The sequence below is a fragment of the candidate division KSB1 bacterium genome, assembly GCA_034506395.1.
Taxonomy (GTDB): domain Bacteria; phylum Zhuqueibacterota; class Zhuqueibacteria; order Thermofontimicrobiales; family Thermofontimicrobiaceae; genus Thermofontimicrobium.
The window spans coordinates 12,639-34,866 of sequence record JAPDPQ010000045.1 but is presented as its reverse complement, the minus strand read 5'-3'; the positions used below and the strand labels follow the sequence as shown (position 1 = coordinate 34,866).

General features: G+C 47.4%; 15 protein-coding genes. 3 read left to right on the top strand and 12 right to left on the bottom strand.

All coding sequences use genetic code 11. The features are described from left to right. Positions 1 to 37: 37 nt before the first annotated feature. The 8 genes from ONB37_18745 to ONB37_18710 all read right to left on the bottom strand — a co-directional run bounded on the left by ONB37_18745 (position 38) and on the right by ONB37_18710 (position 9,233). Complete coding sequence (locus tag ONB37_18745; protein ID MDZ7402200.1) at positions 38 to 3,340, bottom strand: SUMF1/EgtB/PvdO family nonheme iron enzyme; 3,303 nt, start codon at positions 3,338 to 3,340, stop codon at positions 38 to 40. 184 nt (positions 3,341 to 3,524) lie between these two features. Further along, positions 3,525 to 3,899: a DUF2809 domain-containing protein gene (locus ONB37_18740; protein ID MDZ7402199.1), complete on the bottom strand. Its 375-nt coding sequence runs from the start codon at positions 3,897 to 3,899 to the stop codon at positions 3,525 to 3,527. A gap of 156 nt (positions 3,900 to 4,055) precedes the next feature. Next, positions 4,056 to 4,232: a hypothetical protein gene (locus ONB37_18735; protein MDZ7402198.1), complete on the bottom strand. Its 177-nt coding sequence runs from the start codon at positions 4,230 to 4,232 to the stop codon at positions 4,056 to 4,058. Between the two features lie 180 nt (positions 4,233 to 4,412). Continuing rightward, entirely contained in the window at positions 4,413 to 5,594 is a 1,182-nt protein-coding gene (locus ONB37_18730) for a hypothetical protein (GenBank protein ID MDZ7402197.1), read from the bottom strand. A gap of 97 nt (positions 5,595 to 5,691) precedes the next feature. Then, positions 5,692 to 6,084 carry a HEPN domain-containing protein gene (locus ONB37_18725; protein ID MDZ7402196.1) on the bottom strand — a complete coding sequence of 131 codons (393 nt, stop codon included), beginning with the start codon at positions 6,082 to 6,084 and terminating at the stop codon, positions 5,692 to 5,694. Then, complete coding sequence (locus ONB37_18720) at positions 6,081 to 6,428, bottom strand: nucleotidyltransferase domain-containing protein (protein ID MDZ7402195.1); 348 nt, start codon at positions 6,426 to 6,428, stop codon at positions 6,081 to 6,083. Before ONB37_18720 ends, ONB37_18725 begins: the two co-directional genes overlap by 4 nt. A gap of 160 nt (positions 6,429 to 6,588) precedes the next feature. Continuing rightward, positions 6,589 to 7,533 (bottom strand): hypothetical protein, encoded by a 945-nt coding sequence (locus ONB37_18715; protein MDZ7402194.1) that lies wholly within the window; start codon positions 7,531 to 7,533, stop codon positions 6,589 to 6,591. Next, on the bottom strand, positions 7,530 to 9,233 hold the full coding sequence (locus tag ONB37_18710) for a DNA methyltransferase (GenBank protein ID MDZ7402193.1): 1,704 nt from the start codon (positions 9,231 to 9,233) through the stop codon (positions 7,530 to 7,532). Before ONB37_18710 ends, ONB37_18715 begins: the two co-directional genes overlap by 4 nt. A gap of 390 nt (positions 9,234 to 9,623) precedes the next feature. On the opposite strand from ONB37_18710, the gene ONB37_18705 reads away from it, so the two are divergent. From ONB37_18705 to ONB37_18695, 3 genes are all read left to right on the top strand, one after another. After that, positions 9,624 to 10,850 (top strand): hypothetical protein, encoded by a 1,227-nt coding sequence (locus ONB37_18705; protein MDZ7402192.1) that lies wholly within the window; start codon positions 9,624 to 9,626, stop codon positions 10,848 to 10,850. Between the two features lie 296 nt (positions 10,851 to 11,146). Continuing rightward, positions 11,147 to 12,421, top strand: coding sequence for a BamA/TamA family outer membrane protein (locus ONB37_18700; GenBank protein ID MDZ7402191.1), 1,275 nt, complete (start codon positions 11,147 to 11,149; stop codon positions 12,419 to 12,421). Positions 12,422 to 12,631: 210 nt separating this feature from the next. Next, positions 12,632 to 13,381, top strand: a complete 750-nt coding sequence (locus tag ONB37_18695; protein ID MDZ7402190.1) for a 16S rRNA (uracil(1498)-N(3))-methyltransferase — start codon at positions 12,632 to 12,634, stop codon at positions 13,379 to 13,381. Between the two features lie 53 nt (positions 13,382 to 13,434). Here the strand turns inward: ONB37_18695 and ONB37_18690 are convergent, their stop codons facing one another. The 4 genes from ONB37_18690 to polA all read right to left on the bottom strand — a co-directional run bounded on the left by ONB37_18690 (position 13,435) and on the right by polA (position 21,834). Then, the gene (locus ONB37_18690) at positions 13,435 to 17,034 is read right to left on the bottom strand and encodes a DUF3078 domain-containing protein (protein MDZ7402189.1); all 3,600 of its coding nucleotides are present in this window, start codon (positions 17,032 to 17,034) and stop codon (positions 13,435 to 13,437) included. A gap of 567 nt (positions 17,035 to 17,601) precedes the next feature. Continuing rightward, positions 17,602 to 18,330, bottom strand: coding sequence for a rhomboid family intramembrane serine protease (locus ONB37_18685; GenBank protein MDZ7402188.1), 729 nt, complete (start codon positions 18,328 to 18,330; stop codon positions 17,602 to 17,604). Between the two features lie 6 nt (positions 18,331 to 18,336). Then, positions 18,337 to 18,636, bottom strand: a complete 300-nt coding sequence (locus ONB37_18680) for a hypothetical protein (GenBank protein ID MDZ7402187.1) — start codon at positions 18,634 to 18,636, stop codon at positions 18,337 to 18,339. Between the two features lie 480 nt (positions 18,637 to 19,116). Further along, positions 19,117 to 21,834 carry a DNA polymerase I gene (gene polA, locus ONB37_18675; GenBank protein MDZ7402186.1) on the bottom strand — a complete coding sequence of 906 codons (2,718 nt, stop codon included), beginning with the start codon at positions 21,832 to 21,834 and terminating at the stop codon, positions 19,117 to 19,119. Positions 21,835 to 22,228: the final 394 nt, after the last annotated feature.

The following is a 22,228-nucleotide window of genomic DNA, read 5'->3' as shown; positions in this document are numbered from 1 at the left end:
CAGATTATCAAATTGTCAGATAAACAGAGGATCAAGACTAAGCGCCACACGCCACCCGAAAACCAACATTGCCGTAACGGTACACAGGAAGGAGCCCGTTACGGAACGAGCATGCCAGATAGTCCTCGTTGCTGTTCCAGGAACCACCACGCACCACGCGGCGATAACCTGTTTCTGGGCCTTTAGGATCTCTTTCTGGGGAATACTGATAATAATCTTCATTGTAATAATCATAGCACCACTCCCAAACATTGCCTGCCAGATCAAAGATCTGTTCCTCCGCTTGATCACCCATAACTGCGCCGCTGGCAGGCGGATAGCTGCCGACGACCGTGGTTTGCTCGAGTTTGCTTTCATCAAAATTCGCCAATTTCGGATTGGGCCACTCATTGCCCCAGGGATATTCTCTATTGGTAAACCTCCGCGCCGCAAACTCCCATTCGGCTTCGGTGGGCAGTCGAAATTTTTTGCCTGGGTTCTTCTCACTTAGCCACATACAATACGCCATGGCTTCGTACCAACTGACCCCCACCACGGGCGCTAAGGGACGGCTTCGGCCAAATTTTTCATCCAGCCAATAGCGGGGTAATTTTTCTTTCAGCTCTTTCAAAAACTCTCTGCCATCAAACTTGAAATTGCTTTCATCATCTCCGCAAGCGGAGTCTTCGACAAACCAATACTTCTCATCTTTATATCCGCCTCCTTTGATGAATTCAGCAAACTCTTTGTTGGTCACGGGATATTTGCCGATCCAATAAGGCGAGAGTTGCACTGGGTGGATTGGCTTCTCATTATCATTTTCATTGCTGCCCATCAAAAATGGCTTTTCAGGCTTCAACAATACCATGGGCGGATCCAGCGGATCGATAAAGGGCTCGTTCATCATTCCCAGTGCGTCGCCGCAGGCGAGAAAGAGCTGGGGCTTGCGGTGCGATCGGTCTCGCAAGTTGACCAGCTTCACTTTGATGCTATCGTGCAGCCGATAGCGGCGCTGATACTCCTCGAAATCGCTGAGGCATTCGGCAGCTAATTTGAGCAGTAAAACATCCTTCTGCTCTATCGCCCGATTGCCCAATTGTTCTAACAGTTCTTCGCCGAACGTCGGGTTGGATTTGCCGAGCCGATTGAAAAACAGCCGGATCACCTCGCGCCAATGCGGGGCGTTTTCCAGCATGGCGAACAAATGCTGCCGTTGCACCGCCTCTTTCTGGAGGCTGAGCCAATGGGCAGCCAAATACTCCTGAAAGGTGCGATGGATAAACATATAATGTCCCCCACGAAACGCAAGCAACCCGATGAGCCGATCGCACTCATCGAGAAAAAATTTCGCCGCCTCTTCCAGTTCACTGGAGGATTTTTTTTCTGGTGGAATGAGATCGCTCTGGCGCAAACGCTGGAGCATCAGGTCTGGGTTTAAAAACACTTCATCTTCGGTTCGCTGATGGGCATGAAACGCCAGATCGCGCAGCATATCGATGATCTGGTTGTGGTTCCAGTCGATAATCGGCTTGCTGGCGCCGCGTGGATACTGGAACGAAATTTTGCCGGTCTCCAGCTTGCCCGGTGTGGCCGCTTTTTGCGCCATCAATTGCTCGATACATTTCTCATACAATTCAGCGCGATAGTGGGGCAGCTTGCCCTCTTTGTAATGCAGTACGGCAATCACCGTCAGCAGCAGCGGATTGGTGGCAAGCCTTCGGGCTGCTGGAACTTCTTCCAGCGCATCGATCAGCTCCTGTGCCTGCTGCCTCACCCGTTCTTCGGTTTCATCCAGCAAATTGGCGGCAAAATAGCGATAGGCAAAATCCTCGATCTGATTCTGTTCCAAATTTAAAATGATGAAATACGGGATGCCCAGCGTGTTGAGCAATTCATCGGTAATAGCTGCTGGCCGACTGGTGAGCGTAATCTGCAATTGGGGAAATTGGTTCGACGAGACGATGTCTCGCGCTGCCTCAGCCAATTTCAGGCGATTTTCTGCATTGGAAATTTCATCCAGCCCATCGAGGAACAGCCAGACTGGCTGATGCTGCAACGCATAAAGAAGTTGCCCGGCCGAGAATAATTGGGTTTTGTCGGATCGCTGCCAGAACCGTGCGGCGCATTCGAACAGGCAGCAGCTTGCATCACCATATTCTGCAATGAGCTTGCCGAAATCTTCCAGCCGCAGATAGATGGGCAGCGGTTTCTCTTTCACAACCCAGGTTTCTTCAGGAGACCTGGTCTGTTCACGCCCCCGGAGCGCTTCAAAACATTGCAGGGCCAGATAACGGCAAGCAGTGGATTTCCCCGCACCGGCATCGCCGATGAATAGATGAAATTGCGCTTTTGCCGGGATGCTTTCGAGCGGCCGAGGGACGATCGCCCAACTGCTCAACTGCCAAAGAATAGGATAAACCTGTTCCCGCTCCAAACGCAATCCCGACATGATTTCTTTGATGATAACCTCTGCCTGCCTGAGGTTCGACGATCTGCATTCTTCGAGGATTTTTTTGGCGATTGTATGAGACGTCTCTTCGTCGGTTTCTTCTTCCAGAATAGCAATTCGCTGATCTTTTTCATGCTCAAGATGGAGCAATTCGTCAAATCGCTGAAACAACAACGGCAAATTTTTCTGCTGCTGAATGGATAACTTTTTCACCTTGGCCGCCTGCACAATCCGATCGAACGTGCGATCTTTCACGTTCAAAGCAACATAGACTTTTTGCAACTCCAACTTATGTTCCAGCCGATCGCGGGTCGTGCCCAGGTGGCCGTAGTCCAATCGATCCAGCCGATAGACATCGCGGAACATCTTTTCCAGTTCGTGCCAATCGATGGGAGTGGGATCGGGCACGATCTTTTGGGCAGATAGTTTTTCTTCCAATCCCATTTCTCTCTTTTTCAGATTGACCAACTCTTTGATGCCATCCCGGATATCTGCCGTGTCGCTTTTAATCCCAGTAAGAATGAGAAACTTTTCCCGTTCCACCAGCACAGCCTCGCACTCACGAATCTGGCTCAGTTCCTCTCTCAAATGATTGACAAATGCCAGCACCTCCCTGGGTTGAACCGATTCGCCACGTCTAAGCTCGATGCGGGAGATCAGCGACAAATCTGGTTCTGGCTTTAGAAAGAGCAGTTTTGCCAGCTCGTTCTCGGTGGCCCGATAGTGGAAGAAGCGATTGTCCTTGCTGCCGCTTTTATTGGGATATTCTTTCTCGTACCAATCGACAGTATTCTGGAATGCCTTTTCATAAGCTTTTTGAAGCGCTTTCTTGTTGCCATTTAAAAATCGAAGCAATTCTTTCAAGCCGACTTCACCGATTACCGAGGCAGCGATAGTGGCTATGTCGATCATTGTTCATCTCCTTTGGATAAAAGCCTGACGGCTGAATTCCTGTGATAAAAGCCTAACGGCTTAACTCCCTCGAAGGAATTAAGGCATTAGCCTTTTAAAAGCCTGACAGCTTAACTCCATTTTTACTTCCTTCTTGGCTCCCTGCTTAGCTCTCAACTTAACTCCCTCCTATTGCTAACTTGTCTTAGCTCTTAATCCATCGTAACCACAACCAACCAACGGCGCTACCCAGAAAATAGTACGGAAAATCGGACCAGACAAAGGAGGTGCCCAAAATCGTAGCGCCAATGAAAGAGCTTCGCACCCATTCGAGAAAAGGGGGATGCCAGAGCTGCAGGAATTCTAACAAGCAGGTGATCGCCAGTACCACCGCTGCAATTTTCCAGGGTTTGCTATCTGGAAAGAATAAAAATACGACCAGGCACCAGAAAATGACATAGAACATCCCGGCCAGCGAATCGTTCACCCAAGCAGCAGATGGTCCGCGGTAAAATTTACTGGCAAAGCCGATGGGCGTGATGATCAGGATGGAAAGCGCTGTTCGGTGGAATTGGGTCATGGTGTTCTGGGTTTAGTTGAGTGGTTAAGTATGTTGAGTCAGTTAAGTGAGTTTGGTAGAGCGAACTTTTACCCCAGCCTCATGAGTCAACCCGAGTCCTATAACCCTTGCGAAGGTTTATAACCCTCGCAAGGGTCATGGACAAGCAGGTACGCTTTACAGCTTTTTGAAAAGATTGGCTAATGCCAGCACGACAAACCCCACAGCAAGGACCCAAAACTCATACGGCTTAAGCTGTGCAATCCTCAACACATCTACCCTTAGCAAGATTCCTACCACACCGATAGCGACAGCAATCAACCAAGTTATGACTTTGGGAGCATTCATTCTCATAGCATTGTCCTCCAAAAGTTAAAAGTTATGGAAGGGAATTAAGGCGTCAGCCTTTTACCCTGACGAAATAAAAGCCTTACGGCTTAACTCCATTCCATTATTCCACTATTCCATCATTCCAGCCAATCAGAACTCCATCACTCCAACAATCCATTACTCCATGGCTAAAAGCCTTACGGCTTAACTCCCATATCGTCCGTACATTTCCGCTGCTTCCATCATGGCATTGATATTTTCGATGGGCGAGCCAGGCGGAATGTTATTGCCGTCTTGAACAATCAACCCCCGATACGGCGCCAGTTTCTCGATTACATTGCGCGTCGCCTCTCGCACCTGCTCGGGCGTGCCCGAATGGATCAACATGGGATTGACATTGCCGATCAACACTACCTTGCCGCCCATAATCTGGCCGATACGATCCAGATCGACCTCATAGCCAAAGCCCTGATACTCGTTGATCTTCAGCTCGTCCCGAAAGATCTCCAGCAGGTGATCGGTTTTGCCGCACATGTGAAAGCTGAGATAGCCATCGAAATGGAAACGGAGTTTCTTTTCATAGGGCAACACGATCTCCCGATAAACTTCTGCCGAGAGCCCAGCCGCCAGATCATCGGTCCAGGCGAAATCTTTGGGCACGGGCAGCTTCTCCTCTTCCCAGCAGAAATCGAGATACTCAATCAGCTTGTCGGTGACGATGCGGAGCAGCTCTTTGACAAATTCGGGCCGCTCGTAAACTGCGGTGAACAGCTCGGTCTGGCCCATGAGATCGCCCGCTACGCCGAACGGTCCATCGGACGTATGGGTGAGCGAGGGATTCTCGCCAGGATAGAAGATCGGTCCGCCCTGGAAGCGGACGGGATATTTCTCGGCCACGTTTATCATGGCGCGGCGGTATTCGATCTGCCTGGCGTTCAATCCCGTATGCACAAAATCGATCTGCTCCAGTTTTTTGAGATCGGCATCGGTCTGCACCCAGCCCTTGCCAACCCAGGGAATGTCATCGTCGGGAAAAACCACCTCGCAGCCGAGACTGCCCGCCTCGAAGGTGTTCTGAAAATCGGTCCACGCACCGACCCAGGCGCCTGTAATGGAATAGGCATCGGTGCGGATGTTCTCCATCAGCCATTTCTGGGCCAGAATCTGGGTCCGCAGCATGGTCTCGGGATCGCTGTAATAGTCTTTGAATTTCACCCCGACTTTGGGGATGAGAAAGCGATGGGCAATAGCAGGAATGACAGGCACCCGATCGGGCGTCTCGAAGCGTTTGGTTTGCTCCACCCGCCGCTTGCGGGCTTGGATTTCTTCGATAGGAATGTCGATTTCGATGGGTCTGGGCATGATTGTGAATGTTGAGTTCGCCATCAGTTGGTTTCATTCATCCGTTGGAGTAGCAAATTTATTTTATCTGCCCAACGGATAGATAAAGCCAACGGATTTTTAACCTCACTCATGTGAATTTTTATTGTTCCAGCAAATTAGCTACAGTATTAATGAATTCATTCACTGCTGGGATCAACGGCTCGATGGCTTCGGCGGTGAAATAGACAAAGTCAATATAATCGCCTTCATGCCGCATATCGAACAAATTGTTAAACAGCTTGCCGTGTTCTTTGCTGATTTTTCCTGTCTTCACAAAATTTTGATTGAAAATAGACTTGATGCCGCTGTGCTTGCTGGATGAGAATCCGTGTTTTTCTAATAATGCCAATACCGCATAAAAACAGGCATAGTAGAGCCGGTTGGCACAGGCGTTCCAATGGTTATCTTGTTTCAGCAAAATCGCTTCAGCATAAGTCTCTTTGGCCCGCTCGATACGATAGCGAATGAGATCATTTCGGAAATCCTCGGTCATAGTAACACGCCTTCTTGTTCTACTCTGCGCTTAAAAGGCAAAATCGAATATTGTGAAGAATTCCACTCCTTTTTTGATCGAATGATGCTGCTCAGGATTTGATCTGTCGCCAACTCGATCTCATACAAACGATCTCTCACTAACTTCGTTAAATTAGCATCGACATCCTGATCGACCAAAATTAACAAATCCCAGTCCGAATCTTCCCTCGCCTCACCCCGAGCCCGAGAGCCGTAGAGTATGATTTCGGCATCGGGAATAATCGAGCGAACGCTTTGCTGAATTTGCTGTAAAAGCTTAGAGTCCTTCATTTTCTTTTTATGTACTCGATAAATCGATCTCATATTCTCTTACTGATGCTCAAAGCCACATTTGTCTGACGTTTCGTTTCGTACAAATTGAAAAAACATTTCAATAAAAGCAATTAAAATTTTTAGCATTAAAAAATGAATAAATCTAAAAAGCAAATCATTTTTCAATAAATAGAAAACCGATTTTTAGTCTTTAATGACATTTGTTTCTTTGAAAATATTTCCTCGGCACATGCTTCAGCACAATCGCCTCCAGCATATCCAGATAATGAAAGTTGATGAAGTAATCGCATTGTTGAACCAAACGCTGGAAATCTCGTTTTCGGGCGAGCCAGCCGCCGCCATCGACAAAATTGACAAATATTCGCTTTTCACCATAGCGGCTATTATTGCGAAGCACTCGTTCATAAGCGGAAAGCATATCTCTCGCTTTCGTGGATTGTCCGCTGCTGGTGGTTTCCTGGAATGAACTCATCAGGATCACCCAGGGATCATCTAAATTCGGAATGGCAAAATCGATATCGGTTTCGATTATTCGGGACCGCCCCTTCGCATAGCCTACGCCATGCGCGACTTCAATGCTCATCAGTTGCTGCTGAATTCGATCTTCTACCTTATGGCCTTTCCTGGCGCCATACGTGCCGATCAGTTGTCGCTTGTATAATTTTTTCAAACTTGCTTCTGAACCCACTGGAGCTTCCCGATAATTCAATGTGTCAAGATAATAACGTGGAATGTAATTTTTTAGTTCTTCATCCCTTTTTCCGTCTAGCAAAAGCTCCGCTATTTTGATGGCAAAAGCAGGATCTGTCTGAATTTTCCTTTTTATTTTTTGCATGCCCCATTCAATATCAAATCCGCCTGGAATGCGGCCCAATTTTCTGAGCAGTGAAACGATGCGCATGAACTTCTCCTGTGATAGCTCCAGGTCTTTCAGGATTACATCCAGCCCATCATTTTGTTGAACCAGAAAATTGACCATGTTCGGGAGAGAGGACTCGGATGAATTTTGATCCCGTGCTGTTTTCAATAACGATTCGACTTGCGATTCAATCTCCTGCTCGAGCTCTTCGTCGACAAAAAATACGATTGAACTATCCCAGGCTTCTTGAAATGATATTTTTCTCGCCTCGATCAAACCTGTACCTCCAGACGTGCCGCTTTCAGCGCCTTATTCCATGAGGGAAACATGTCGAAAAATAGTTGAACATCATATTGGCTCATTTTTCTGACATCTTCTGGCGTTGGAAGCCGTCCCAGATGAGCCGCCAGTTTGCGCAATTCTAATTGCAGTTCTTTCTTGGTATATTCCCGCTGGGGTTTTCGGATGCTAGGCCGTCTTACGAAACCATTTTGCTCAATTTCGGCCAGTTTTTGCTTGGTTATTTGCACATAATTTGGATCAATATCAATAGCCACATAACGCCGACCCAATTTGAAAGCCGTTATGGGAGTGGTCCCGGTGCCGCAAAGCGCATCCAACACGATATCCCCAGGATTCGTTGCCAGCCGAATGATTCGCTCCAGCAGAGCCTCGGGCAACTGGCACGGGTGATAATCCCGATCGCGACGATGTTTTATCCGATGAACGTTCCACCAGAAATCGGTCAATGGCTCTTTATCATCAATTCCTAATGCCTTCCGTTTTCTGATACAGGATGATCGCAGGCAATAATAACGAACATCAAGCTGGCTAACCTCATCATAATTGAAAGTGAAACTAGTCGGATGTTTGGTATAAAACAACAAGCCATAATGAGCAGGCATCAACTTGCCACGAGGCTCAGATAGAGCCTCCCATACAATCCAATTTTGAAAATAGAGGCGCTGATTCAAAAATTGAGCGTGGTACATGGTCCAGCGGGGCAGGTTCAAGACAAATAATGAGCCAGTCGGTTTTAAGATTCTTACATACTCGGATAGCCAGGAATTGCACCAATCGATGTAACGCTTATTTTCTCGCTCATCATCATAAATCCCATAAGGCTTGTCTAAATTGTACGGTGGATCGGCAAAAACCAGATCAATTGAATTATCGGGGTAACGTTTAAGAATTTCGACAGCATCGCCACAATGGACCACGTCGAACAGTTCATTGCTGACATTAAAAGTTGTTTCATTATACGGTTCAATTGGCCTTAAAATACCAGGCAAGCTGTATTGAAAAGCAGGATCAGCCACGACATTGTCACGCTGAATTCCTTCTTTGGGCCCAATAATTCCATTCAGCTCACATTTCATCAAATGCTCGTCGCTTTGTTGAAATAGTCTGGGGGTGTTTTGATCGGATGGCTCAAAGTCCAGCATCCGCAAGATTGTATCCAGAACTGGCTTGGAAAGCTGGGAATAATTGTCTGCGATTGGCAAATCTCGCCACACATCGGAGATGACATAGCCCTCGGGATTCATGAGATGGGCTTTGCCACCCCAGTCTTTCAGCGTGCGATGACAAAAATGACAATATTGATGCGGCAAGCGGGTTCGTTTGATATTAAATCGATCATTTCCCTTAGTGAACAATAATACAGCAGCATGAACCGTCGGCAGACCGCTCTTTCTTTGATGCAACGTCGATTCGATAGCGATCCAATATTTGAAGTTTAGATATTGGTCGAGATGAACACCCAATTCAGGCAAATATTCTGGACGACCCTGGACAAAAAGCAGCCCCCCGCTTTTTAGCACCCGTACGCATTCATAAAGGATTTTTTTCAGATCATCAGCTTTCAGTGGCGTAAATGCGGCCGTGACGATGACAATGAAATCGAGCGAGTTAGCTGCCGTGGTCTTGAGCAACGATAGAAATTCATCTCTTTGCGGATAAATGATGTTCATCATATTATTAAAAGCTAATTTTCAAAATTCAACTACCCCAGGCAGTTCATGAAATGGCTGATGATATAAATATTTTAATTGATGAAAGAATATAAAGAAATCGACTGGAAAATGCAAGCCATTTTTTGTTGGGCAAATTGGCAATTTACCCGACGCTCCCGTCGAATAAAATCATGGTCTTTTTTAAGAATGTCAGCCAAACGGATTCCATCACTCAGCCAAACGGATTCCATCGCTGCGAGCGATGGAATCTGTTTGATCTTGGGGGACAAATTGGCAACTTGCCTCACAGAAATACTGCTTGCTTCTCACTGTATTTTTTATTATTTTCATCCTGAAATTTTTTAGCAAACGAATTTGCTCATGGATCACTAACATTCACGAGAAATCCCAATGAGAGCAGAAAATCATTGTCGGCGACGCCAGAGGATTCATTTGATCGCCATGGCTCTATGGTTCATGATCTCGAATTGGTCTTTAGGACTAGGGCAGTTCAAAGTGCCCAAAATTGAGCCCGAAGAGACGGTGCTGGATTTTCGGGCCTGGGAGGTGTTGCATCAGCCAGTGTTTGGCTACAATCGGGTGCAGGGCTTGTTTGCTGGTATGGATATAGCGGTCTATTGTCAAAAGCTCTGGCACATCAAGTTGCAGGGGAGTCTGGGATATGGGTTTGAGGATCAGTTTCGTTACCGATTTGGATTGCAGCGCTCGTTCATCAAAGCCAGTCCCTTAACCGTCGGCGCTTATTATTTCGACCAGGTTGCCAGCTTAGACGATTGGTACATCAGCAACTGGGAGAATAGCCTGGCGGCCCTGCTGTTCAAAGCGGATCTGAAGGACTTCTACGGCCAGAAAGGCTGGCAGACGTTTCTCGATCTAAAACTTCGGGAGCAACATACCATGCGCATCGAGCTGAATCGAAAAAAATTTCAATCGCTGGCGCGACAGACCAATTGGTCACTGTTCTATCGAAATAAAGCATTTCGGGACAATCCCGGCGTGATCCAGGAAAATGCCACCAGTGCCAGATTGCTCTGGGTGCTGGACTGGTTGGATACGGATCAGGTCCCCAATTGCGGTTGGTTGGTCGAGGGGATTGCCGAATACACTCGCGGAGATGAGATGACGACGCAGGGACTATTCCTCACCATCAAGCGATTGATCCCGACGTTCGAGACGCAGCAGTTACAAATGAAATTGATGCTCGGCGCTCGCAAGGGCTGCGATCCGACCGCGGAGCAGTATCTGATGGACCTGGGCGGAATCGGATCCTTGGCGGGTTATCAGGACAAAGAGTTCAAGAACGGCAATCGCTTGCTCTATAGCACGGTGCATTATCTGTTCAACCAGCAATTCATGGGTCGCCGGCCGATCCGGTATCTGCCTTTTTCCAATCAATTTGTGTTTGGGGTGTTCGTGGAGAGCGGGTGGCTGTATTATGGCGGAAAGAACAACCAGCCGATCGAAGATTTTAGTCGCCTCAAGATCGATGATTTTAAGACCGATATCGGGATTAGTCTGCACCTCTCTGATGAGTTAGCCCGGATTGATGTGGCCAAGCGGACCGATCGGGCCAAAGACGCCTGGCGGCTCACGGTGAGATTGATGCCGAGGTTTTAGATGGGTTAAAGGGGACAGTTTGGAGACTGCGAATTGCACGAATGTTTCGAATTTCGCCAATGGGGTTGGTAATAGTGGGGGCTCTAATTTGTTGTAGATAGCATGAGATATCATATCTTTCAAATTGGATTCCGCCAGTTGAGCAACGTTAAGGCAATTTGCTGATAATTCGCTTTGACTTGGAATATTGAATTTTGTTGAACCGCTTTGGGGTGAGAAAGTTGATGGGAAGATTTTCAACGATACAGAAATTGAGCTTGACAAGCCTATGGCTTTTATGTTTTGTCGCGAGCGCAATGGGTCAGATTTATCTCAATTCGAATGAGTTAGATGAGGCTCAATGCAGCGATTCGATCCGCTACCGAATTGACAAGATAGAGCTTCTTGGCAACAACAAGACCCGGCCTGAAGTGATCTTGCGAGAGCTCCATTTTTCTGAGAAACAATCCGTCTCACTGAGCGAGCTTTTAGCCGCCCTCAAGCGGGTACAGAGTCTTTTTCTGTTCAATCGGGTGAAATTCGATATCGTTGAGCATTCAGATTCAGCCAAATTGATCATCACAGTGTATGAGCGATGGTATATTTTCCCGATCCCCTTGGTTTATCGCAACGAGCGCACCTGGAAAAAGATCTCCTACGGCGGTAAGCTGCTCTATTATAATTTCCTTGGGCGCAATATTCTTTTGAACCTATCCGCGGCTTTCGGTTACAATCCACAGATTAGATTTTCATATTACAATCCCTGGTTTTTGGGAGAGGCCAAGCTGTTCACCATCGTCAACCTGTTTTATAGCCGAATTCGCAGTTTGAGCCTGGCATTGAACGCATATGAGGATCGGCGGCTTGGTTTAGAATGGACTATCGGCAAACGTTTTGGGCACTATTTTTATACTGGCGCGACACTCAGCTATATGAAGCTCACCGCTCCTGCGGGCATTGGTCTGACGCTGTCTCCTTCAGGGACGGATTACCTGCCCTCGATTTTGGTGGGGATTCAATATGACAATCGCGATCTCAAGGAATACCCGCATCGCGGTTGGTGGGTGGGCTTTTCTGGCAAGCATGTTGGCATCGGCGAAAGGATCAATTATGATCGCTATAGCACCGATCTGCGCTGTTATCTGCCGCTGTCCCATCATATTACTTTAGCGCTTCGGGGAAGCGCCAATCTTTCACACGGCAAGATTCCCAGTTACGATCGGACGTTTTTGGGCTATGAAGAGCGGGTTCGCGGCAGGTATTACGAAATATTTGAGGGAGAGAATTTCGCCTTTGGGGGCGCGGAATTGCGCTTCCCGCTGCTGAAGATCCGTTATCTGGATGTCGAGCCATTGATCGATCAAATGCGCCAATATTCCAGCAATTTGAAATTCGGCATCAGCGCTGGGTTGTTTTTCGATAGCGGTGCGGTCTGGTCCCAAAATCAACCACTATCGATTCGCCAAGTTAAATCGGGCTTCGGCATGGGGCTTCACTTCCATCTGCCCTATGTCGAAGTATTCCGCGTGGAATGCGGGTTCAACAAGCGTTTAAAGGCTCAGGCCATCGCGGATATTGAAGTGGCTTTTTAGGCAGCCATAGGTTGTTCTCTGGTACGAAGATGACATGGCCTGCTGTCATTGGCGCCGGAATGAATTCGGACGTTTTATGCTCAGGTTAGGGAGAGGCATCACTTTGGGAGATGTTTCAGAATCAAAGAAACTTCTGAATCCGCAGCAACGACGCTCAAATATGTGCAATTGGGCGATTATTTAGAGGTCCAGAAATTTTAGAGAAGACTTATGAGACATCGGGAGATATTTTACACTCCACCGGAAAATGTCACAGAAGAGCGCTTGCGAATTGAGGGCGAAGAGTTGGTGCATTTAACCCGTGCGGTGCGCAAGAAGGTACGGGATGTGATTGAGGTGGTTGATGGCCAAGGCAATTGTTACACAGCAGTGCTAACACAGATTACGACGCGGGGTGCAGAAGCTGAGATTCAAAAACGCAGTCGCTTTCTTGGCGAACCGAACTTTCATCTGACATTGGCGCAGGCCGTTCCAAAAGGTTCACGATTCGATTGGGTCATCGAGAAGGGGACAGAGTTAGGGGTGGCCGTTTTCATTCCGCTCTTATGTCAGCATTCGGTCATAGAACCAGCGGGAAACCGGCAGCATCGGTGGAAAAAAATCGCTATCGCCGCAATGAAACAATCAGCGCGTTCGGTGCTTCCAGAGATCCGATCGCCACAACCGTTCCATGATGTGGTTCGAAGCACTGGGATGATGCAGCAGGGCTTCATTGCTGAGAGTGGCGCCGGTGCCAAGGGATTGACGCAATTGGTTCAGGAGCTGCGCGCAAGATCGATCCCGCTGCAATCCGCGATTGTGTTGATCGGCCCAGAAGGGGGATTTTCCAATGAGGAGCTCAATTTCGCCCGCGAGAACGGCTATCTCCGGTTTTCTTTGGGCCCTCGGCGATTGAGAACTGAGACCGCAGGGCTGGTTGCTTCGGCGATTTTAATGGAGCTGGCTGGTGAGTTGAGCTGATTCCGGGGTTCAATTGATGCTTGTTCGTCTTCCCCATGAGCATGGAGTGATCATCAAAAAGTCAATCCATGGGCCTTGTAGCTAATCCCCAATGAGGCATTCTCCAAAAACTGCCCTGCTTTAGAAGTATCTCGATCATAGATGAATTTGGTCAGGACATTCACTGCGATAAATTGGCTGATCTTGATCGAGAAATTTTGCTCCCAATGGACATCTGTGTAGTGCCAATTTTGATGAGGATCCTTATCTTTTGAAATGGAAGAGACAAAAGCTTGAAAGAGTTTCAGTCGAGCGTTGTATTGGACGCCTGGTTTGATCTCCGTCTTCATCTCCGTAAGCCATTCGACGCCTCCATCGATCTTCATCCCACGCGACTGGTCGCCAGTCCAGCGCTTCCGTAATCGGCGATCGCTTGCGATCAGCTCTTTGGCGCTGCCTCCCAAACGCGAAGTGATTTGCATATTTTGCCGCTTCATCAGATTGTAGGCTAATCCAACGCTTTGAGTTAGCTGCAATGGATTCGCGAAACGGGAGACCAGTTCTTCAGTTTTTGGATCATATCCTGCCTTAAACTGGGTGTTCAGGGACATCCCCAAATATGGATCGATCAAGCGATCCACAGTGAATCGAATAGTGGTATCGTAGTCCAGAATATCGCTGGATTTCTCCGGAGCTTTCCAATGTCGCTGTTCCTGAACCGAAATCTGGCCGAAGGAACAAACCAGACGATTGGTCCACTTGTAAAACCTTCGTTGATAATTGAGCTCGCTGGTCGTATTAATTTTCCAGGTAAAGCTGGCTTTACCTCCACCACGCCAATTGTTATTAAAGGACAACTGATTGGCATCCAATCCCAATGATAAATTTGCCAGCCAATGCTTGGGCTTATCGCTCCAATTGGGTTGATACCAGGCAACGCCCCAATTTCGATCGAAATGGCCATAGTCGATCCAGTGCTCATATCGGTAGCGCTCAACCCCATTTTCCACGATTAAATAGTCGTAGCCATAGATGTTATTGAAATACGAAAGATCCCACACCGTAGCGATATTTTTCAGTGCTTCGAGATCTGGGGCATGCGCCACAAGGATGAGATAGTTTGGATTCGTTGGATTCGGATAGATGTAGATTGAAGCTGCACCGGGTGCATAACAATTGGAATTGCCAAATTTTAGCCCTTGGGACGCAACCTGAATAGGTAATTTGGACGCCAAGGCTTTCAAATAATTATTCGCTGCTTCATTGCCAAATATGATCAGATTCGTATTCAATTTTTGTTTGACCGCTAGCGTATCGGGCAGCACGAGCTGCTTGAGATGATGTCTCTGGTCGATCTGGACCGATCGCAACGCAATATCATAGCTGAGCTGATTAAATGCTGGGTCTGAATGCTGCGTGCTATACACAATTTTTATTGGGCGACCGAAAATGTTGCTCAAGGGACCTCGAACGATCGCTGATTTCTGCAATGGCAATTCGGTCGGTGAAAGCGGTCTCCAATGACGATTGACCAAAGCAAAAATGGCTGATAGCTGCTGCTTTTGGATCAGAATCGTTTCGCTCGCATTGATGGTGATGCGCAACGGCCAGGCTGACATCTGGGGCAGCCGATCCACCAGAATTTGGAACGCCGTTACATTGTCACAATTGATGAAAAGCTGATTAGAGTCGATTCTGGCTTCAATCGTGCTGGGGATGCTGTAATCGAGCTGAGACCTGATCGCAATCCAATAGGCTGCCGACGGTCCGAAGCGATTGACGCGCAGCGTTAGCTGAGTTGGGCTCAGATCTTTGCGTTGGGAAATGAGCCAATCCAAATATCGATCGCCAAATGGACTTTCAATTTTCGCCAAACTGGTATCGGCTAAGGTCATGGTTTCTAATTCAGCTCCGCCTTCGCGTAGAATTTGTAACGTTGTCTCGGTTGCTGACCAATGGGATAGCCGATCGACCACCCAGATCGGGGTGAAAATGAGGTTCGAAACAGAGAGTTTTGAGGAGAACCGCGGAAATAACAGGGTTGCGCTGGCGAATCGGTCGGGATAATGATGGGCCAACAGCACCGCTGCCTCGGCACCCAGGCCGTTACCAGAAAGGTGAATGCGACTCGGGTCGATGCGATATCTTTGAAGCACATCATCGATCGATTCGATCAGTTCAATCAAGCTGAGATGGGAGAGCTCTGCGCCGTAGAATTCCCCGGGAAAAACGCCGATGAGTGGGTTTTCCCATTGGGATAGGACGGGCGCCATTCGCCTGGCCGCTGCTTCAGGGCTTTCATTTTCATTATGAAGGTAAACATATAGCGGATAATATTGAGCGGAATCGAATCCCTCTGGCAGCGCTACAACATAATGATTTACCGTTTCGAGCCGGGCTGAGCGATACGCATGTTCGACCAGGCGGAACTCCCGATCGAAAAACACTGGCTTGTTCATATACAGATTCGGGATCTGATCGATCCGTTTTTGCGCCTGGTTCATAACTTCGTAATAATCGAACCCAGTAATCGCAGAATTTAATTGGTGATTCAGTCCATCGATCCAATACTGGATCAAGTAGTTGGCCGAAGGGTCGACATTTTTCAGATCTTTCAGCACCCGCGCCTGGGTGGCGAGATAAGCGATCTGGTCGACGATATGCGCTTTTGACCAGATAGCCAAATCATATTTAAATACGTTCTTTTGGTGAGCAACTTGCAACTGCAACGGACCAGCTTTGAGCATCGCTGCGGGAATTTGAATCTTTTTCCAAGTTTTTCGTGAGACCGAAATCTGTTTATTGAACAAAATCTCATCATTTTGTACCATCCGAAGGTTGATCCCCCTGCGGGCTGCGCGCGAATAGAGCCAAAATTCGAGAGTATCTTGAATCGCCAAAAAAGATTGAGCAGGGAGGGCCTGAATTGAAGAATGCTCTGGATCGAATAGTAGCAGATTTGCGAATGGCAGAGTAAATTTTTTCATTGCAATTCCGGCCGTCCATTCCAACCAACCACGATAGTGGGCTCCATCATTGTCGAAGACTACTAAGGAAACGCCAATATGCCTGCCAGCCAGAGGCAGGTTTATCCGCAGGTGATGCCACGGAATCATGACCTCATATCGGAGGGTATCACCAAGCTGCATCATTGCGGCTGGAAACGGTTGGCGGACCACACCAGCACCCTCGCTTTGGTCATACTCATAAACGATCGCCCCGCTATCATCCCAAGTCACAACAAACTCGTAATCGTCTTGGCGATATTCGTTTTGGCTGTTGTCATCATCAATATCGAAGGCAAATTGAATGCAATCGTTGGCCCAGGACTGGTACCCTGAAAATGGGAAGGCAATGGAGTCGTCCACAGTTTCGACCGCGAGATAAATACCAGCTTCATTCCAAGCCCACCAGAACCGCGCGCTGCAATCAGCAGGCCCCCTCCAATCTTGGTAACGATATTTCGCGAATTCCTCCCGATCCAATCGCACGGGCAAATATGAGGTCCATTCATCGAGCAAACCATCAACCCCGATATTGGTTATGGCGGCGATGTAAAAGGATCCATCATTTGGATCAGGCAACTGAGTGGCGCGACAATTTTGGCCATTGCCAGTCATCATCAAAATTAAAAAGAGAAGCATCGAGATATGAAATGTTCTTCTTAACATCATCGGATGACCCATTAATCAAGATCGATTTTCAGAATGTTGTGACTTACAATCAAATTTCTATTTGCTTTAGAATTCTGAAATCATTGCTCATGAAAATCTAGTTTTATGGTTTCGAATCGCTTCTTTTGGTTAGAGCTCTTCTCCATTGTTTGTTAAAAATATCGGCGAATTAAATGCAGTGGTCAGCCATTGTGTCCATAGTTAAACAAGCAAGCCGCCAGCAGACGGTCGATTATTAAAATAACCCCGTTTGTTCATTCATTTGCTTGGGGGCGACTCACTCAGAATAGCATCTTATTTTTGGTTGATGCCCAAGGCCAATTGTCGGGAAGGAATTTATTGCGAGGAATGCCCTCTTCTCTGGCTGTACATTAGATGGTGGTTCTCCGCGCCGCCCCTTTTATAGGCATTTTGCACTAATTTAGCCGATATGCAGTCCATGGAGTTTATCGGTAAATGGGGAGGCAGATTGCTGAACCCAATTTCATTCCTTGGAAGCGGTCCGCAAGTCGCCAGGAATCGATATGGTTAGGCTAAGAAAATTGGTGCGAGCGAAGATGGTACTTGTTATAATGAATCAAAGTAATTCTCATCGTAAAAGCTACTGAACCGCCGTCGCGGCCAATTTTTCCGTTTTGGGATGAACAGGACCAGAACGATTCCGGCCAGAAAGCCTCCGATATGGGCCCACCAAGCCACGCCACCGGCGGATTCAGCCGCGGACAGCGCAGCAGTGCCACTAAAAAATTGAAATAGGAACCATACGCCCAGAAAGACCACTGCTGGCAGCTCGATGAATCGGATGAAAAAGAAAAATATAAAGAGGGTGATCACACGGGCGCGCGGGAACGAAATAGTATAAGCACCCATGACCCCCGCGATAGCCCCGCTGGCGCCCACGGTTGGCAATGACGAATGGGGATTGGTGTAGACGTGAGCAAGACCAGCAATCACGCCGCAGAGCAAATAAAAGATCAAAAATTTAAAATGCCCCAACCGATCCTCGACATTATCTCCAAAGATCCATAAAAACCACATATTGCCAATGAAATGAAGCCAGCCCCCATGCAAGAATTGGGAGGTGAGGAACGGAAAATAACGCACGATCGCTGACAGCCCGCCGAGGTCACCCATGTAGAAATACTGAACCGGAATCAACGCATATGTGTCCAGAAACTCTGGCAGATATTGGCCTAGCGACACCTCATATAAAAAAACAATTGCGTTGACGATAATAATGAGGATCGTAATCAAGGGAAAACTATGAGATGGATTGACGTCTCGTAATGGGATCATAGGCTCTCAGCTCAAGCGGTAAATCTTGTCATCTTCCTTGGTGATTGTGACGGTCTTCCCAAAATGCAATGGGAAAACGTCCCAGAATTTTTTCGCGTCGATCCGATAATCATATCGGGGTTTTTTCGGCCCAGTACTCCATACTTCAACAGGTTCCAGAAACATCTCGAGCTCTTTGTCGGCTACTTTCAGCGTGAACGGCTTTCCGATCTTTGGGAATAGTTCTAACCCTTGCTTCAACACCAAAATATAGCGTTCCCTCGCTTCCTCAGCCGATATTTTCCGACGATAAACATTATCAGCCATAATTCCTCCGGATTTCATGCCATGATCAATCTTTTTTTGCTCTGAATATATTAAAGCCAGCTACGAAAGTCAAGTGAAATTCATGCGTTCTGAGCACCAAAATAAAAAATCTTACTTTTCTCAATATTGCTTCTAGAACCCGATGAAGCTGATTCGATCCGATTCTGTCAAGTTAAAGCTCATGATGAATGGTGCGCAAGTACTGGTGAAAATATTGACAGAAAACTCCTGCTTAAGGGATTATGGTTCTTGCTAATTTCAGCTATCCAGTAAAAAATATGGTACTCGCGAGTTGTTCTGCTTAATAGAAATTTGGTTCCTGGTCAATCGGTGGCACGATCAGCAATAGGAATAGGATTGAAAAGGAGGATACACTCTCTATTTAGATTTTTCTGATCGAATTAACCTTTCCAAGCATTGCCCTGATCAAAGCTATCCTCCCCAATGGCATTTTGGCTGTCCAGATCACATCTGTTTTTGCTAATGGGCCTCGAGCCAGTTTTTGCCAACACCGATATCCACTTTGATTGGCACCGATAGCTCAATCGCTCCTTCCATTTCCTCGCGGACCAAAGATTTCATCTGATCCACTTCGTCGATAGGCACCTCGAACACCAATTCGTCATGAACTTGCATGATCATTTTTGCGCCCAAGCGTTCGGCTTTCATTCGACGATAGATGTTGATCATAGCGACTTTAATGAGATCGGCGGCCGTGCCCTGGATGGGGGTATTGATGGCGTTGCGCTCGGCGAACTCTCGCACACGACGATTGTCGCTATGGATGTCTGGCAGATAGCGCCGGCGGTTCAGCAACGTGGTGACGTAGCCGTTTTTGCGAGCGAACTCCTGCGTCTGCATCATGAACTCTTGGATCTTCGGGTAGCTGGCAAAATAATTGATGATGAACATCTCTGCCTCTTCCTGGGGGATCTCCAAGCGGCTAGCCAATCCGTAAGCGCCCATGCCGTACATAATGCCGAAATTCACTTCCTTGGCCCGGCGACGCATCTCCTCGGTCACCTCCTCAGGAGCGACCTTGAACACCAACGCCGCCGTCTCGCGGTGAATGTCTTTTCCCTCCTGAAATGCCTTGATCAACATGGGGTCTTGCGACAGATGCGCCATGATCCGAAGTTCAATCTGCGAATAATCTGCATCCAGAATGACATGCCGATCGTCCGCTGGAATAAACGCCTCCCGAATTTTTCGCCCGATCTCGGTACGAATCGGGATGTTCTGCAAATTCGGATCGCTTGATGATAACCGTCCCGTGGCCGCTACCGTCTGATTATATGAGGTATGCACCCGCCCGGTCTCGGGGTTGATGAGCCGCGGGAGGGCATCTACATATGTGGATTTCAGCTTACTTAATTGGCGATATTCCAGCAGCTCGCGAGGCAATTGATGCTCCTTTGCCAATTCCTCCAACACATCCACATCGGTCGAGGGCCCAGTCTTGGTCTTCTTCTTCACTGGTAATCCCAGCTTCTTGAATAGAATATCAGCCAGTTGCTTGGTCGAATTGATATTGAACCGCTGCCCAGCCAATTGGTAAATATTTTCGATCAGCTCATCGAGCCTTTGGGATAGCTCCCGAGACATTTTCTCCAGCAATGGGACATCTAGTGAAACGCCGGCTCGTTCCATCTCCATGAGCACATGTACCAGCGGCATCTCTACTTCATCGAACAACTTTTTTAGATCGTATTTGATCAGCATTGGTTCTAAAACGAGGCGCAGTCGCTGGGTATAATCCGCATCCTCGCAGGCATAACGGCTCACCTCTTCAATTGGAACTTCCGCCATGGTGATCTGTTTCTTGCCAGCGCCAATCAGATCTTTGGTGGGAATTTTTTGATAATTAAAATAGGTGAGCGCCAGAGCATCGAGGTTATGCTGCCGCAACGACGGATTAACCACGTAGCTCGCGATCATGGTATCAAAATCTACCCCCCGAACTTCGATGCCTGCTCGAGAGAGGACCAAAAGATCGTATTTCACATTCTGCCCGCTTTTCTTGATCGCTTCATCTTGAAATATCGGAGCCAATTGACTGAGAACGGACTGGAGCGGCATTCCTTTGAATTTTTCGGCAGCAAACAGATCTGCGCTCGTTTTGGTTTTGGTGCTGACAGTTGGGATGTAATAGGCCTCACCCTCTTTCCAGCAAAACGAAAGCCCGACGATCTCTGCCTTCATGGGATCGACGTCAGTGGTCTCCAAATCAAAAGTAAATTGCGAGCAGCTTCTCAATTGCTCAATCAACTGTTCCAACTGTTGTTGCGTGGTGATTGTCATGTAGTTCACTTCAGCCGTTTTCTCGCTCACGGTAAAACGATCTAACAGCGAATTGAACTCCAATTCTTTTAATAATTGAAAAGTCCTGCCGCGATCCGGTTCGCTGCGCCTTAACTTTTCGAAATCTATCTCAAGCGAAGCCTGGGTATTCAACGTGACCAATTGCCGCGATAGAAATGCAAGCTCTCGGCTCTGTTCCAATTTATTGCGTAGACTTTCGCGATCGATTTTATCCAGATTCTGATAGATTTGATCCAAGCTATCGAATTGCTGAAGCAGCTCAAACGCGGTCTTGGGGCCAATCCCTTCAACACCGGGGACGTTATCGGAGCTATCTCCCATGAGGCTCAAATAATCGACGATCTTAGACGGAGGCAGACCGATCTTTCGCACCACTCCTGCCTCGTCCAGCACTTCGCTTTCTTTCCCAGCTCGGCCAGGATCATACACCTTAATATTCGGGGAGACCAATTGATAAAAATCCTTATCTGCTGTCACCAAGTAAGTTTCAAAGCCCAGTTGCGCTGCTTTGGTGGCTAAGCTCCCCATCACATCATCCGCTTCTAATCCTGGGACTTCAATGATCGGCACGCGAAGCGCTTCCAATACCTGGCGGATGCGTGGCAACTGCTCGCTCATCTCATCCGGCATTTTTTGCCGGGTTGCTTTATATTCGGGGTAAATTTTGTGCCGAAACGTGGGCTCTGGTGTATCGAACACCGCAGCCAAATATTCTGGTTGATGCTCATCCATGATTTTCAGCAGTGAGTTCAGAAAACCAAAAATGGCACTCGTGTTCTCCCCCCGAGAATTGATCAGCGGGTTCTTTACAAAGGCGAAATAGGAGCGATATGCCAATGCTGATCCATCGATCAAAAAAAGTTTCTTGCGTTGCAAGAGTCGGTTCCTTTCAATTTTTTCTAATTGACCCGATTAGGCTAATTATGTTTCAGCAGCTAAAAAGCGACCTTAAATTAGCTTTTCAAAAATAAATGTAACATAATTTTGCCAGAATGTCAATATTGAAATTTGTCTCATCTGAAAAAAACCGAGTGGAATGAACAGTGATACATAGGAATTCATGAATATCCTCGAAACGCGATAGTCAAAATCATCAGATGAAGAACTGCTAGCGTTCAAAGGCACAATTTTCTTGCTCCTTTTTGGCGTTTTATAGCGAGAACAAATCAGAACAACAGCCAGGCACCTGGGAAAAAATGTAACTTTTCGTTTCAAGGGTCCTGTTTTTGATTGACTCTTGCAAAAATATTTATTATAATTTGCCAATCGC

Excerpts from the sequence above, each read along its gene's own strand:
- ONB37_18745 (MDZ7402200.1), bottom strand. The coding sequence starts at position 3,340 with ATGATCGACATAGCCACTATCGCTGCCTCGGTAATCGGTGAAGTCGGC.
- ONB37_18740 (MDZ7402199.1), bottom strand. The coding sequence starts at position 3,899 with ATGACCCAATTCCACCGAACAGCGCTTTCCATCCTGATCATCACGCCC.
- ONB37_18735 (MDZ7402198.1), bottom strand. The coding sequence starts at position 4,232 with ATGAGAATGAATGCTCCCAAAGTCATAACTTGGTTGATTGCTGTCGCT.
- ONB37_18730 (MDZ7402197.1), bottom strand. The coding sequence starts at position 5,594 with ATGGCGAACTCAACATTCACAATCATGCCCAGACCCATCGAAATCGAC.
- ONB37_18725 (MDZ7402196.1), bottom strand. The coding sequence starts at position 6,084 with ATGACCGAGGATTTCCGAAATGATCTCATTCGCTATCGTATCGAGCGG.
- ONB37_18720 (MDZ7402195.1), bottom strand. The coding sequence starts at position 6,428 with ATGAGATCGATTTATCGAGTACATAAAAAGAAAATGAAGGACTCTAAG.
- ONB37_18710 (MDZ7402193.1), bottom strand. The coding sequence starts at position 9,233 with ATGATGAACATCATTTATCCGCAAAGAGATGAATTTCTATCGTTGCTC.
- ONB37_18705 (MDZ7402192.1), top strand. The coding sequence starts at position 9,624 with ATGAGAGCAGAAAATCATTGTCGGCGACGCCAGAGGATTCATTTGATC.
- ONB37_18700 (MDZ7402191.1), top strand. The coding sequence starts at position 11,147 with ATGGGTCAGATTTATCTCAATTCGAATGAGTTAGATGAGGCTCAATGC.
- ONB37_18695 (MDZ7402190.1), top strand. The coding sequence starts at position 12,632 with ATGAGACATCGGGAGATATTTTACACTCCACCGGAAAATGTCACAGAA.
- ONB37_18690 (MDZ7402189.1), bottom strand. The coding sequence starts at position 17,034 with ATGATGTTAAGAAGAACATTTCATATCTCGATGCTTCTCTTTTTAATT.
- ONB37_18685 (MDZ7402188.1), bottom strand. The coding sequence starts at position 18,330 with ATGATCCCATTACGAGACGTCAATCCATCTCATAGTTTTCCCTTGATT.
- ONB37_18680 (MDZ7402187.1), bottom strand. The coding sequence starts at position 18,636 with ATGGCTGATAATGTTTATCGTCGGAAAATATCGGCTGAGGAAGCGAGG.